Annotated in this window: 16 protein-coding genes; 7 read left to right on the forward strand and 9 right to left on the reverse strand. The window is 39.9% G+C overall.

The features are described 5' to 3' along the window. Positions 1–142: 142 nt before the first annotated feature. Entirely contained in the window at positions 143–796 is a 654-nt protein-coding gene (locus tag V7201_RS15555) for an NUDIX hydrolase (RefSeq protein WP_335377667.1), read from the reverse strand. Positions 797–937: 141 nt separating this feature from the next. Then, positions 938–1093, reverse strand: a complete 156-nt coding sequence (locus tag V7201_RS15560) for a lmo0937 family membrane protein (RefSeq protein ID WP_335377668.1) — start codon at positions 1091–1093, stop codon at positions 938–940. Positions 1094–1247: 154 nt separating this feature from the next. Here V7201_RS15560 and V7201_RS15565 point away from each other — a divergent pair, with 154 nt between their 5' ends. Next, positions 1248–2036: an HAD family hydrolase gene (locus V7201_RS15565; protein ID WP_335377669.1), complete on the forward strand. Its 789-nt coding sequence runs from the start codon at positions 1248–1250 to the stop codon at positions 2034–2036. A gap of 44 nt (positions 2037–2080) precedes the next feature. On the opposite strand, the gene V7201_RS15570 is transcribed toward V7201_RS15565, so the two are convergent. Then, positions 2081–2917, reverse strand: a complete 837-nt coding sequence (locus V7201_RS15570; RefSeq protein ID WP_335377670.1) for a formate/nitrite transporter family protein — start codon at positions 2915–2917, stop codon at positions 2081–2083. Positions 2918–3122: 205 nt separating this feature from the next. On the opposite strand from V7201_RS15570, the gene V7201_RS15575 reads away from it, so the two are divergent. Continuing rightward, the gene (locus V7201_RS15575) at positions 3123–3725 is read left to right on the forward strand and encodes a PadR family transcriptional regulator (protein WP_335377671.1); all 603 of its coding nucleotides are present in this window, start codon (positions 3123–3125) and stop codon (positions 3723–3725) included. An 8-nt stretch (positions 3726–3733) separates the two neighbouring features. Next, the gene (locus V7201_RS15580) at positions 3734–4993 is read left to right on the forward strand and encodes an MFS transporter (protein ID WP_335377672.1); all 1260 of its coding nucleotides are present in this window, start codon (positions 3734–3736) and stop codon (positions 4991–4993) included. A gap of 57 nt (positions 4994–5050) precedes the next feature. Here the strand turns inward: V7201_RS15580 and aspA are convergent, their stop codons facing one another. After that, a complete protein-coding gene (aspA, locus tag V7201_RS15585) occupies positions 5051–6475 on the reverse strand; it encodes an aspartate ammonia-lyase (RefSeq protein WP_335377673.1) in 1425 nt (474 codons plus the stop codon). 418 nt (positions 6476–6893) lie between these two features. Between aspA and V7201_RS15590 the strand changes: the two genes are divergently transcribed. Together V7201_RS15590 and V7201_RS15595 are read left to right on the forward strand one after the other, a co-directional pair. Then, positions 6894–8201, forward strand: coding sequence for a MerR family transcriptional regulator (locus tag V7201_RS15590; RefSeq protein WP_335377674.1), 1308 nt, complete (start codon positions 6894–6896; stop codon positions 8199–8201). A 258-nt stretch (positions 8202–8459) separates the two neighbouring features. Beyond that, entirely contained in the window at positions 8460–9347 is an 888-nt protein-coding gene (locus V7201_RS15595; RefSeq protein WP_335377675.1) for a glycerophosphodiester phosphodiesterase, read from the forward strand. Between the two features lie 60 nt (positions 9348–9407). Here V7201_RS15595 and V7201_RS15600 read toward each other — a convergent pair whose 3' ends face one another. The 5 genes from V7201_RS15600 to V7201_RS15620 are packed head-to-tail and all read right to left on the reverse strand — an operon-like array spanning position 9408 to position 12868. Then, positions 9408–10346: an LCP family glycopolymer transferase gene (locus V7201_RS15600; RefSeq protein WP_335377676.1), complete on the reverse strand. Its 939-nt coding sequence runs from the start codon at positions 10344–10346 to the stop codon at positions 9408–9410. Positions 10347–10379: 33 nt separating this feature from the next. Continuing rightward, the gene (locus tag V7201_RS15605; RefSeq protein ID WP_335377677.1) at positions 10380–10949 is read right to left on the reverse strand and encodes a nucleotidyltransferase family protein; all 570 of its coding nucleotides are present in this window, start codon (positions 10947–10949) and stop codon (positions 10380–10382) included. Beyond that, entirely contained in the window at positions 10933–11802 is an 870-nt protein-coding gene (locus V7201_RS15610) for an alpha/beta fold hydrolase (RefSeq protein WP_335377678.1), read from the reverse strand. Before V7201_RS15610 ends, V7201_RS15605 begins: the two co-directional genes overlap by 17 nt. A gap of 14 nt (positions 11803–11816) precedes the next feature. Next, a complete protein-coding gene (gene fosB, locus V7201_RS15615; protein ID WP_335377885.1) occupies positions 11817–12236 on the reverse strand; it encodes a metallothiol transferase FosB in 420 nt (139 codons plus the stop codon). 11 nt (positions 12237–12247) lie between these two features. Then, on the reverse strand, positions 12248–12868 hold the full coding sequence (locus V7201_RS15620) for a pyridoxamine 5'-phosphate oxidase family protein (protein WP_335377679.1): 621 nt from the start codon (positions 12866–12868) through the stop codon (positions 12248–12250). Between the two features lie 191 nt (positions 12869–13059). Here V7201_RS15620 and V7201_RS15625 point away from each other — a divergent pair, with 191 nt between their 5' ends. Beyond that, positions 13060–14124 (forward strand): AbrB family transcriptional regulator, encoded by a 1065-nt coding sequence (locus tag V7201_RS15625; protein WP_335377680.1) that lies wholly within the window; start codon positions 13060–13062, stop codon positions 14122–14124. A 48-nt stretch (positions 14125–14172) separates the two neighbouring features. After that, a complete protein-coding gene (locus V7201_RS15630; protein ID WP_335377681.1) occupies positions 14173–14541 on the forward strand; it encodes a hypothetical protein in 369 nt (122 codons plus the stop codon). Positions 14542–14707 lie beyond the last annotated feature (166 nt).

The following is a 14707-nucleotide window of genomic DNA, read 5'->3' on the forward strand; positions in this document are numbered from 1 at the left end:
GGATTGGGAAGAAAATGGATAAATCGTCGGTGTTTTAAAAAAAATGAAAAAGTTTAATCAGAAAAGAATTTTTGCGAGATAATGCTTTATCTTTGCGCTTTGTAAATTGAGCTTTTGTGGATGCAAAAAAGCACGTGATTTTTCACGTGCCTTCTTCATTACTTTTAATGAAATCCATTAAATCAATAAAATGAGTCAGTACTTTTGCGGTCAGTCCCCAAATGACTTTGCCGTTGTATCTATAAAAATATTCATCCATTGTCCGGGTTTGCCATTTATAATTTTCACCGCCAATGATCAAATCAAATGGGAACCCATCCTCAGGTTCTACCTGAAAATTAATTTTATAACTGTCTGGCTGATTCTTTTTAAAAAAGGATAATGGAACAGTGAAAACTTCACCAACCTCAGCCACATTTGGGAATATCATTTTAGTATCCTTGACTGTGCCAGCAAAAGGATAGATAATCGTACCAAAAGCTGAAACCATATAGTCCAAGGGGATGATATCCATAATATCGCTTTCCTTTATGCCCAGCTCCTCTGAAGTTTCACGGATAGCGGCTTTTTGTGGAGTTTCCCCCTTTTCTATTTTCCCTCCTGGAAAACATACTTCGCCAGGCTGCCTTCTTAACGTCAATGAGCGTACCTCAAATAATACATGCACTTCATTATCCACTTCGACCAGCGGCAAGAGAACTGCGAATTTCAAGAATTGATCATGGCCTAGAATTGAGGGTTCACGCCCTGATAAAGCCTCTGAAATTTGTCTAATATTTGTTATTGGACTCCACACTCCCTGTACCAGTTTTTATCTTATTTTATTATGAATATGAAAAGAAAAGAAAGAAAATGGCTTTTAAATCGATGAATGAATTTTTTACTAGTCATTTAGCAGCAAAAATAAAAACAGTGGCAAGATGCCACTGTCCAATTATTAATATCTGGAACCTCTAGTCCGTCCTTTGATCGCGTTATAGGCGATTAAGATTAGTCCGGCTACCAAGAGTATGTGAATAACTCCTCCGGCAATATGAAATATCAATCCTAATACCCAAAGAACCAGCAATATAGCTGCTATTGTCCATAACATGATGAAAATCCCCTTTCAGTTTGTTTTATTCTTACTTTAATCATACCCTTTGTGAATTTTCATTAAACAAGCATGCCTGCTGTCAAATGTTTGATAACCTTCTTCCCACTATGTAAAACTATAGATAAGACTACTTTTCAGTTAGGAGCTTGATATGCACAACTACAAAATTTTGTTCTTGGATATCGACGGTACGATTTTAAGACCTGACGAAACAATAGAAGAATCAACTAAAAGCGCCATTGCGGAAATGAAAAAACAGCATGTAGAGGTTGTGCTTGCAACTGGCAGGCCGATCCATGAAATTTCGGAAATTGCTGATGAGCTAAAAATCACGTCTTTTATTGGGTACAACGGCGCCCTTGGGATATATGAGGGCAAAACCATATTTGCTGAGCCAATGCAGGCTAGCGAAGTTCAATACATTCTCGATGTTGCTAAGGAACACGGACATGAAGTGGTACTCTATACTTCCGAAAAAAATTACCTCACAGACCTTGATTCCGATTTAGTGAAGGTTTTTCTAAAACAATTTCATTTGCGGAAAAATGACATTATTACTGAACAGGTCCTGAATGATATTTTAGGTATGACCATCATCACGAAGGGCCGATTGGGACATGAACTTTATGTTTTCAATGAGGGTATACATTTATCGCAGGTAAATATAGAAGGAATGGAACATTGCTTTGACGTCATCAGGGACAGGGTCAATAAAGGCGTGGGAGTCGAATTTTTGCTAAAACGTCTTGGCATCAAGCGTGAAAGTTCTATTGCTTTTGGCGATGGAATGAATGATAAAGAAATGCTTTCCGCAGTTGGTGACGGATTCGCAATGGGGAATGCCCATCCGGATTTGTTTCAGCATGCAAAACACAAGACCACTGAAGTAACCAATTCCGGAATTTATAATGGTTTGAAGTCGCTTGGTCTATTAAAATGAACAAAGGGAACCTTGCATACCGAGGTTCCCTTTGTATGTTCAACTTATCTTGCAGCCCTTTTACGTGCGCTTGCCTGCGAAATTTGATTTTCGGGCTGTGCTGTCTTTTTTTGCAGCTGGGATTTATAACTGATCCAATACATCAGCGCGACAAAGACTCCTCCGCCAACTGCGTTTCCTAAATAAACAGGCACAAAGTTTCCAAAGTATTCAGTCCAGCTGTAATGGCCAGCGAAAATAGCGGCTGGGATTACAAACATATTTGCCACGACGTGCTGAAAACCAATTGCTACAAATCCCATAATCGGAAACCAAATAGCCAGGATCTTCCCTGTCATATCTGATGCCCCGTATGAAAGCCAGACTGCCAATCCTACAAGCCAATTACATCCAATACCTGAGAAAAATGCCGCCCAAAAGCTGTCATCTAGTTTTGCTCCTGCAACCGCTACTGTTTTATCCAGGAATGGGCCAGTTTCGGTCAATCCAACTACATGTCCAAAAATATAGGCAACGAACAAAGCCCCTACAAAATTGCTGATTGTAATCCAAAACCAATTATTAAGCAATTTTTTCACAGTCACTTTCTTAGCCAGGCTCGCGATTGAAATTGCGGTCATATTTCCTGTCAGCAATTCCCCGCCTGCAAGCAGGATTAAAATCAACCCAAGCGGGAAAACAGATGCCCCGAGAAAAGTACCGAATGTTCCCCATTCATGTGGCAGGTTAGCGATCACCCTGATATCAAGCAAATACCCCAAAGCGATAAATGCTCCTCCTAAAAAGCCGAGCACAAGCATATTTTTAATAGGCATGGAGGCTTTGTAGGTACCCGCGTCTACAGCCAGCTGGGCAATTTCCTGCGGTTTTCGAAAAGCCACTTTCATTCCTCCTGTTCTTTAGATGCTTAGTTAGTTATTGGCGGTGTTTTTCCTTTTACAGGCTTAATTCCCCTTTCTGCAACATAAAAACAGGCTTTTCCGAATAAATAAAAAGTGCTGAATATTTTTTGACAATTATTTACGAATGACATATCATAATGATATATCAAATTGATATATATATTCATTAAGGAGGAAAATAACAATGTCAATTGAACATTCTATCCTAGCTGTTATAAGCTTCCGCCCAAGCTCTGGCTATGACATTAAGAGTGAATTTGAACATAAAGCTGCGGGTTTATATTGGGGTTTGAGCTACGGCAGCCTTTATCCAAAGCTGAAAAAACTCGAAGAAGAAGGTTACATCACCACTCTTGAGGAAGACAAGGATGGCCGAAAGAAGAAGCTGTATGATTTAACCAGTAAAGGCTGGCGCGAGCTGGAAAATTGGCTTTCGCAAACCCCTGCTCCTCCAGTGATCAAGGATGAGCTCTTCATGAAAATGGCAGCCTGGCATAAGGAAATGGATTTAGAAACTCTTTGCGCCCATCTTAAAGCAAGACAATCGGAATCTGAAGAGCTCCTCAGCTACATTAAAAATTGGAAGCAGAATAAGACATCATACATCAACAGTGTTGGAATGCTGGCAATCAGGTATGCAGAGCTGAAGCTGGAAGCTGAACTGCAATGGATTACCGAGTCGCTCGAAGCGATGGAGCACAACGAAATGCCTGTTGGCCAGGATCCCTCCCAATTAGAGGAAAAACAGCTTGAACGCAGGAAAATAGCATTGATGAATGAAATATAGGAGGCTAAATGATGAATTCTGGAATGTTTAAACCCTTGCGAAATAAAGCTTATCGCTCGCTGTTCGGAGCACAGGTTTTTTCGGATCTAGGAAATTGGCTTGATTTTGTAGCAATACAAGTGATTGTCGCTTATCATTGGGGACTTGGTGAAGTTGCGATTGCCTCAGTCATTATTGTACTGGGACTTCCATGGGTAATAATCGGGCCGCTTGCGAGTGTGTTTGTCGATCGTCTGCCGAAAAAAACACTGATGATTTCCTGCCTCCTGCTCAGGGTTCTTTTTGTAGCAGGCCTGTTTTTTGCTCCTAACCTGTTCATTTTGTTAGTTTTCGTCTTCCTGAAAGCAACCGTGGCTGCTCTATATGATCCAGCAAGGCAAAGTGTCATCAGGTTTACTGTTCCTGAGGATGAGCTCCCTGAAGCAGTTACCCTAAGTCAGCTTTCAGTCAATACTATGAAAATAATTGGACCAGCGCTCGGAGGAGGATTGATCGCTCTATTTGGTGTAAAAAGTCCTTTTATTTTTGAAGCAGCGGGCTTTTTAATTGCTGTTTTATTTTTAATGAATCTGCCAAAAATCGAAAAAGAAGCAAACAATTTGGAACAAAAGGTTCAGAAGCCATCATTTTTTAAGGATTTCTCCGAAGGCATTCACCATATTTTTTCAACACGCATTCTAAAAGCAGCTATCATCTTATCCTCTATCGCCTTTTTTATCATTTTTTTATATGATGGATTGTTTGTTTTTATTGCTCAGAAGCTTGGGTTTGGAAAAGAGGAATTCGGCTGGCTGATCAGCTCAGTTGGATTCGGCAGTGTGATTGGGGCTTTGCTGCTAGGCAAATGGACCAATTGGAAGCTGAGGCCGATTCAATTAATGGCCGCGGCATCATTGTTCAGCGGTGTATTTATCTTATTGATCGGCCTTGGTGCAAAAGAAGTACTTGAACTGCCGAAAATTGGCTGGATGACTGGTGCTTTCCTGCTTGGTGTTCTAGGCTCAGCGCAGGGAGTACCATATGGATACGTTCTTCAATCAGAAACCCCTAAACACATGATGGGCAGGGTTTCAGCCTCAGCAATGTCGCTCCAGACCTTTTCTATGTTAGTTGCACCAGCTGCGGGTGCTTTGCTGGCTAAGCTCATCGGCGTTTCATTCGTGTTAATTGGTGCCGGATTAGCGACCTTCTTTCTCGGAGCTTTCGCCCTATCAAATCGAATAAATCAAGCAACAAAAAAAGAAAGTTTTCAGACACTCGACAGTTAATTTAACGCATTAAAGCGAAGGGGGTCAGACCCCCTTCGCTTTAATGTGGTACAGTGTTTAGTCTTTATTCAGAAGTTCTTCCCCAGCGATGCCTGGGTTTGTCATTTCGTATGGATTAAGGATTAAATCTAATTCCTCTTCTGTCAATACATCGTATGCAAGGCATAGTTCCCGGACTGATTTTCCTGTTAGGATCGCTTCGCGTGCAATTCTTGAAACTGCTTCGTAACCGAGGTGTGGATTGACAGCTGTGATGATGCCGACACTTCCCTCTACATCCTTCTCCAGCTTTTCTTTATTCGCTTCAATACCTACTAAACAATGATCTGTAAATACTTTGAATCCATTGTTCATGATGCTGATTGACTGAATAAGATTGAACACCAGGACCGGTTCCATAACATTCAGTTCAAGCTGTCCGGCTTCAGATGCAAGGCAAATCGTATGGTCATTGCCAATGACTTGGAATGCTACCTGGTTAATGACCTCAGGCATTACTGGATTAACCTTTCCTGGCATGATCGAAGACCCTGGCTGGCGGGCAGGCAGAATGATTTCATTAAAACCTACGCGTGGACCAGAAGCCATCAATCGTAAATCGTTAGCGATTTTGGACATATTCATCATACAAACCTTCAAAGCAGCAGACACAGTGGTATACGCATCGGTATTTTGTGTGGCATCCACCAAATGATCTGCGTTTGTTAATGGATAACCACTAATTTCAGAAAGATGGCGGACGACATTTTTAATATATTTTGGATTAGCATTTAACCCCGTTCCAACTGCTGTTGCACCCATATTTACTTCGTATAGGTGGCCGCGTGTATGTTTGATTCGTTCGATATCTCGTTCGATGACACGTTTATACGCCTCGAACTCCTGTCCAAGTCGAATAGGCACAGCATCCTGCAGATGTGTTCTTCCCATTTTGATCACGGAATCGAACTCTCTCGCCTTCTTGGAAAAAACCTCTCGCATAATATTCATCGTATCAAGCAGTTTGTCCAATAACGAAAGGACCGAAATGTGGATCGCTGTAGGAAAAGCATCATTTGTTGATTGAGCCATATTAACGTGCGAATTCGGGCTTAATGTAAAATAATCCCCTTTTTCTTCACCGAGCAGTTCAAGTGCGCGATTGGCGATTACTTCATTTGTATTCATATTAATGGATGTTCCAGCTCCGCCTTGAATCGGATCGACGATAAACTGATCGTGCCATTTTCCGTCGATGATTTCGTCTGCAGCTTTGACAATGACATCACCAAGACCGCCATATAATCTTCCAGTTTCCATATTGGCAAGTGCAGCTGCTTTTTTGACGATCGCCATCGCTTTAATAAGTTCACTATGTATTCTATATCCTGTGATTGGGAAGTTTTCTACGGCCCTCAATGTTTGAATGCCGTAATACGCATCAGCCAAAACTTCCTTCGTTCCTAAAAAGTCTTTTTCAATCCGGACCTTTACCTCTGACATTTTCTACTCCTCCAGAAAGTATGTAATGTAACTTAGCTTAAATCATGTATATGTTCGAAAAGCTAACCAATCAAAACGGTTTCGACAAACTTATTCTGAAATGGTTATATGTTTGTCCCCTTCGGACTTCCATGTTAGCTTGCCTACCTATTGTAAATCAAAACATGAAAATCATCACGTTAAATCATATATTTTTGCTTTGTATTTTCAAAAATTCTGCCATGCATACAAAAATAATCTATTAATCATCCGGATTCAACCAATCTCGTGTGCGAACAATGTGTGATTTTTGCATCTTATGGAGAAACACCACTACTTTTGATAGCTTTTGTCACCATGCAGGAAAACTGGAATATCAATGAGGAATTTATTTGTAACACACTATTATTAAAACTATTAACAGAAAGGAATGTGCACGATGACTGACACTCAATTCATGAAAGCATATACAATTAAAGAGGTGTCCAAGAAAATTAATGTTCCCTCTGGAACCATCAGGCAATGGGAAAAGGATCTTACAGGGCTGCTAATCATACCGCGGACTAAACAAGGCGCGAGATTTTATACAGATATAGAGATCGAATTTTTGATGAAAATCAAGCAGATGCGCGATAAAAATTTAAGCAAGGAAATGATTCGCGATCTTCTGCAAAGACATTTGGGAAATGACCCTCAGTCAGTAACTGAGTCATTTTCAGATACAAGTGCATTAATGGGTGAACCGGGTGTCCCTGCCCAGCTTCACGCACAAAATGAAGAAGGTTATGAAGCTTTTATGGCTGCTATGGAGCAATATAAAGAAACTCTAATTTCAGAAGTAAAAGCGGAAATCAGGAACAGCATTCGTAAAGAGGTTCTGGAAGAAGTTAAAAAGGAAATTTCCAAGGGCACTTTTACGACAGTCAAAACGATTTCCGACTCGATTTATAAATCCGGTGAACGGACTGCCGAACAAATTAAAGAACTAACAGATACAGTGACTAAAAGTTCGGAAGAGAATTCCGAAACACTCGGAACCATTTCTTGGGAGCTTTCGAATGTTTCAAAGGGTACTTCTGAATTACACACCAGCATTGCAAAAGTATCACGCGGAACAACTGAAATGTTCGGCATAATTTCTGAAAGTGTCGTAAAAGCTTCACAGGGCACTTCCGAAAAAATTGCCCAGCTTTCGGACAATATCCAAAAAACATCCAAAGGAACGACAGACAAAATTACCAAGCTAACTGAGAGTGTTGCGAATGTTTCGAAGGGTACCTCTGAAAAAATAAATACCCTTTCGGGAAGCATTGCGAATGTATCAAAAGGGACTTCCGAAAAGATTGCTTCCCTGGCAAACAGCTTGACAAAGACTTCAAAAGGAACGAATGACAAGATCGCCACACTGGCAAGTTCAGTTGAAAAAATGAGTTCCGGGACGAACAAGGAATTATCAGTGCTTTCAGGACGGTTGAACGAGACGACAGAAACCGTAGCTGAGGAGTTTAAAATTCTTGCCGATTATGTATCAAACAGCCGTGAAGCAACAAATCAGGAACTCTCTAATTTAAATGAGATCCTGACACAAGAAAGAGATTATTTTGTAAAGACCATTAAAACCGAACGCGAAGAATTCCGGAAAGAGATCAGGCAGCGTGACGAAATGTTCAAAGATATGGTCGAAAGCTTCCGTGAAACAGCTGCTTCAAAACATCAGAAACGGAATTGGTGGAAGGTTTGGAAATAGTATTGCTGTTTGGCTTAGGTTTTTTTAACAATTTATTGAAAAGACTTAATAAAAATTAAAGCTTTCTTTACTATAAGAGTGCATGCTTGTCGTAAAACTGCCTTAAGAAAAGAACATAAATATTAAGAGCAAAGTTGTTAATAATATTTACACCAGCTAAATTTCTAATAAAAAAATTTTTATCTAAATGTTACCTATTTCTCTAGAGGTCTCCCAATCAAATCAGCTATGAATTCACACGAAGAGGAGAGTGAAGAGATGAAATGCATATATCGAATGGCGGCTATTGCTCTTTTTTGCTTTCCCTTTATACATGCAGAACCAGCCCTGGCAAAAAGCCCTTCTCATTTTGGACCATTCAAACCGATTAATATTTCCCATCGAGGTGCTTCTGGACATGCACCGGAACACACCTTTCCGGCTTATGAACTAGGTACCCTAATGGAAGGAGATTATATAGAGATTGATCTCCAGATGACGAAGGACGGAGAATTGATTGCGATGCATGACGAAACACTTGACCGCACCACTGGAGAAACGGGCATGGTCAAGGACTTCAGCCTTGCACAAATAAAGAAACTTGATGCAGGATCCTGGTTTAACGATACATTCCCTCAGAAGGCTAAGCCGGAATATATGGGGCTGCAAGTGCCAACTCTAAGAGAGATTATTGAACGAATGGGACCGAAAGCCAGGTACTATATCGAAACTAAATCCCCTGAATTTTATCCTGGAATGGAAGAAAAGCTACTTGATATTTTGCTTGAATACAATTTGATCGGGGAGACTCAGCCTGTTGGCAAGATTATAATACAGTCTTTCAGTGCAGAGAGCCTAAAAAAAATCCATCAGAAGGATGAGTCCATCCCTTTAATCCAGCTATTGTCCTACTATGCACCCGCCATCATAACGAATGAGGAAGTCACGAAAATCAAGGGGTATGCAGTCGGGATTGGAATGCATTACACTGCCATCAGCCCTGGCTATGTAAAAAAGGTCCGGGATTCCGGATTACTGATCTATCCTTATACAGTTAATGAGAAAGAGGATATGGAAATGCTGTTAGATTGGGGCGTTACAGGTATGTTCACCAATTACCCAGATCGGCTAAACGAAGTGATAGGAAAGAGAAAAAGGATGCCATAAAAAAAGCTGCCTTTCGCAGGGCAGCTTCTTCTTGACATTTAGTTTTTTAAAAGGATGTTACTAACTGTTTTCAATTTCAAGATGCTTCTTCAAAAGGGTTTGAAGCCTGAGCTGCTCTTCTAGAGGCACAACAAGAAAATATAATTCCTTCCCGAACTCCTCATCGTAAATTCTTTGGCCATCCCCCTTCACTTCATTTTGATGGATCTGTTTTCTTGCATCCTTATAATTTTGCTGAATATCCTTCATTTCACTAAACCTCATGTTGGTCTTAATATTATCGCCCAAGGCCTCTAAAATTGAATCATATCTTGCAAGTGATGTAAAACTGGCACCTTTATCTATAATTGCCTTGATAACCTCACGCTGGCGTATCTGTCTGCCGAAATCACCACGTTTGTCTTCGTACCGCATCCTGATAAACTTCAATGCATCGTCCCCATCTAATGCTACTTCACCAGCAGGAAAATTCGTTCCACCATAGGCAAAATCCAAATCATTAAAAACGGTAATTCCTCCTAAAGCATCCACTATTTCTTTAAAACTTTCCATATTGACTTTTATGAAGTAATCAATTGGAATATCTAGGAATTGTTCAACTGTCGCAACCGCCATTTCGGCTCCTCCGTAGGCAAATGCATGGTTGATTTTGGTTACTTTATCGAGACCGGCAATCTTTGTTCTTGTATCTCGTGGAATGCTGAGCATTTCGACTGATTTTTTATTTGGATTTACAGACAGCACGATCATCGTATCAGATCTTCCTCCATCATTTGCACGTTCATCGACACCGAGCAACAGCACAGAAAATGGTTCTCTTTTCTGGAAAGATAATTGTTCTTCCCTTTTATCTGACTTTTCCCGATCAAGTGGCTGATGCATAGTTTCCACTGTCTCTGTGACCGATTTATAAACAGAATATGTATAAAAGCCAGCGGAAATGGCGAGGAGCAGTGCCAAGATTCCAAAAAATTTCATTACCCTTTTCTTAGTATTCATATTAAATTAAATCACCTCTTTTCTTATTGAATGTTAACTAATTTCAACTTTTAGCCATGGCCAAGTGGATTTCCAGTTCTTTGTCTCAAGCCTTTTTTTATAAATTTGCATTAATTTTTTTGATGACTTAAAAAACGGAGTTGGTTTTAATTTCAATGACACAGCATCATGTATTCCATAAGGTGCGATTATGGTCAGGTTTCCTTTATCGTCCATCGTCACACCAAGAGCTGTAGAGGTTTCAGGAAACTTCGAAATGGCGTCAGATGAAGACAAATATGGCGGAAGCTGATTAACTAAGTGCATCCTGGCTTGATTTTTAACCGACCATGGCACTCCTCCATGAACTTCAGTAAGGTATGCTTCAAGCTTTTTTTCCTTGCCTTCATCTATAAAGCGTTCATCGTGAAAAATGACATCAATATCTGACAGTTCTGTCCTCACGGTGTAACCGTGGACGGTATCCCAGATTTTCGACCTGACAAATCCGGCGCAAACACACCAATCGCGTAGGTGAAGAGTGCCTGCGGTTTTAATAATTTCCATCATCCATTCGTCCTTCTTGATCAATTCGATGAGATCTTCCTCAGTTGTGATTTTCATTTTTTGCGCTCCTCGCTGATTTTAAAAAATGTCTGACTGCAGATTTAAATTGCGACTCTTCTTCCAAAAAAGGATAATGGTTGCTGTTTTCGAATATATGTAGTTTTGAAGATGGTATCAACTGATTCATTTCTTCGGAAAATAAAACCGGACATTGGACGTCATGCCTGCCACAAAGAATCAGCGTTTTAGCCGTAATTTTATGCAGTTGTCGAGTGACATCGAAAATCAATACCTCCCTCGAGAAAAAGTTTAATCGTTTTGAAGACATTTTTTTTGATATGTTTTTATTGAAATATTCATCATGGAGTTCAGATCTAAATATTGACAGCATGGTCCTTTGCCTGGTGATTTCTTTCCTTTCGGTTTCAGGTAAGCCTGTATGCTTCAGTTTTTCGATCAAGCTTTGCATAAGCTCAAAATCAACGTGCGTTTTATTATAAATACATCCTTCAGAAGAGGAATACTCTCTGGCAGCGGATCCTACAATGATAAGGCTATCAATCGACTGGCTAAAATGGATGCCATATAAAACTCCAAGCATACCACCGGTCGAATGTCCGGCATAACTCCAACTATTTAAACCTAAAGCTTCCCTCATACCTTCAAGATCCAATACTGCTTCAATCATACTTAATTGGTGTGGCTCCTCGGCTTTTGCTGATTCCCCTGCTTCCCTCAAATTTACGAGGATCACTTGGTTTTGCTCTGTAAATACGTCTGCAAAATAATCTCCCGAAGAATTAAATTCTGAATAATGGTGAGTGACACAAATCGGTTCACCACTGCCTTTTACAAAAATTTCAAAATCCCCACGTTTAGTATTGATGATTTGCTGTACCCAATTCTCCATGTCTGCACCTGCTTCTAATAAAAATTCATATGTGGTTTAGTTTCTTTATAATAATTGAGTCGATCGTTTAGTGTACCCGTATGAAATTCGAATTTGTGGCCATCTGGATCTTTAAAATAGATCGACTTTTTATCCCGATGGTCTCTTTCACGCCCTGGCAAAATTTCAACATCCAAACCTACTAACTTATTGAGAATATGATCAAATTCTTCTTCTTTAATGGAAAACGCAATATGCGTGTAGGACGAATGTATTTCATTCCGGGGGATATTTTTTTCTTCATTCAAGGCAAGCCAAATGCCATTCAAATCAAAATACGCAGTAGACTTCCCGCTGGCCAGAATCCTTGCATCAAATACTTTCGAGTAAAATTCTATTGATCTATTAATATTGGATACTGAAAAAAGCAGATGGTTGATCTCACTTATTCTCATCATTACCACCTTTAATAAAGCCGGTTTTTGTAGCCGTCTTCCAGTCTTGCTTCTATATCACCAACTGATGTTCCTGGCAGCCTGGAGTGGGCTGCCAGGATTTCTGCACCCGATGGCAAAGAATGTTTCTCTGCCCATGAATCTGCATCCCATAGACCAGATCTTTTTAAGGCTTTTCCACATTGAATGAAGCATTCCTCAACCTCAACCTCGATACCCAGAATCGGTTTCTTTCCGCTGGCTTCCATTTTCTCAAGCACGATAGGATCAAGGGTTAAGCTTGCCTTCCCGTTTACTCTAAATGTCTCTGGCATTCCAGGGATAAGAAACAGCAATCCTACACTTGGATTTGATAAAATATTTTTTAATGAGTCCATTCTTTTATTTCCAGGCCGCTCAGGAATGACGATGCGTTTTTGATCTAATACAATTACAAAACCGGGTGCATCGCCTCTAGGAGAAGCGTCACAATAACCAGAAGAATCAGCGGTGGATAAAATCAAAAAAGGTGAATGCGCTAAAAAATTCTGGCAATGTTCATCTATAAAGCTAATTACCTTTCGTTTGGCAAGTTCACTTGGCTCCCCAATCAAGCTCCTTAATTCTTTGAAATTATTGATTTTATAGTTCAAGTTCTCATCTCCCTATATGAATTATCCCGATTATGATGGTATGCAGTTTTAAGTAGTATTCAACATCCTTCTTGGATATAGCTGTATGATATAATGATGTTACCACAATTTGGATGAAGAACGTATAAAGCTAATCAACTAGTAAAAATACATAAATAGAAGGTGCAGATGTGATTAAAGGAAATAAACGCATGTCATTTTTTTGGGCGTTAATTTTTGCATTTATTGGTGGCTTAGTATTTTCATATCTTACTATCCCGATTCCCTGGCTGCTCGGACCAATGTCCGCAATGTTAATTACCTCGAGATTTAAAGGTATGAATTTATATTGGCCATCCTTTTTAAGGGATGCAGCCTTAGTCATAGTTGGATATTCGATTGGCCTTTCGTTTACCAGGGCAGCCGTTATAAATATTCTAACGAATCTGCCTATGATCCTTATTTTGACGATTCTGCTTGTTTCATTTGCAGCACTAATGGCTTTTTTTATTTCTAAGCTTTCTGGTGTGGACTACCCAACAGTATTGACCGGCAGCATCCCAGGTGGCCTCTCACAAATGATCATATTTGCTGAGGAAAATAAGGGGATTAATATTACTACCGTAACTTTTCTTCAGGTATCGAGATTATTGATGATCGTTTTTTTCGTTCCATTCATCATATTCGGTCCCGTACTTAATATGAAACATACCGATTTAGTCATGAACAATATTGCCATGGGGACTGTTTCACCAGCGGTCGTTTTCCTGTTTGGAGCTATATGTATAGTAGCAGCTTTGATTGGGAAGAAACTAAGGTTCCCTACGCCATTTTTATTAGGGCCTATTCTGGGTACTGCCCTTTTAACGAACGTGGGGTTCCAAGGACCTCTTCTCCCTTCATTTATTCTTGACGTTTCTCAATTCATGATAGGTGGATATATAGGCCTCCTGTTAAAGCCGGAAAAATTGGAGCGGAAAACAACGTCTATTATTCTTGCCTTGCTAAGCGGACTTGTTCTAGTTTCAGGTTCTCTAGCCATTAGCATCTATATTACAGACGTTTTAAATATCTCAATCGTTACAAGTTTCCTTAGTTTAGCTCCTGGCGGAATGGATCAGATGGGTATTATTGCACACGAGGTTAATGCAGATCTTTCGATGGTTACTGGATTTCAATTATTCAGGCTGTTTTTCATTTATTTTGCTGTACCTCCTCTTCTCAGATGGTATTTTAAGAGGAAATTTAGCGGCGAAGAGGAATCACATTATGATTGAGGGGTATATTAATTAACATATGTTATTCCATTGTGATGGAGGGATTTGATGAACCAATCAATCAATAATTTTATTAATAAAGCGAAGCAGACATTGAATCAAGCTTATGGACAAGCAAAAGAAACGGTTTATTCAATGACAGGGACCTCTTCTGCCTCGGTACAGCAAATCGCTGAGTATATCATGAAACACCCTGATGCAAAAGTGGTTGAAAAACATTATCTAGGAGCTACATTGTCTTTTTATGAATTGGTGCAAGGGGCGACAAGATATTATTTAGAAACTAATAAATCTAAAATCCTGCAATTAGATGTTCATTCTCATAATCAAACTATTATCTCGTATCGATCTTATCGCGACCAATTATCTCTTAACACCCCAGTGAGATTTCCAGATCTTTCTAGTTCACAATTTTAAATTACAGTTTTACAAACAGGCTTCTGCATTCATGCAGAAGCTCAGCTTGTCGACAAAGATCCAGGATAAAGATCAATTATTGAAAACCTGTTGATTGGAGTGGAAGGCGCGCAGACTCCTGCGGGCGCAGCTGGACAGATGAGACCCCGCAGGAGCGAAGCGACGA

The organism is Bacillus sp. JJ1122 (assembly GCF_036964885.1).
Lineage (GTDB): Bacteria > Bacillota > Bacilli > Bacillales > Cytobacillaceae > Mesobacillus.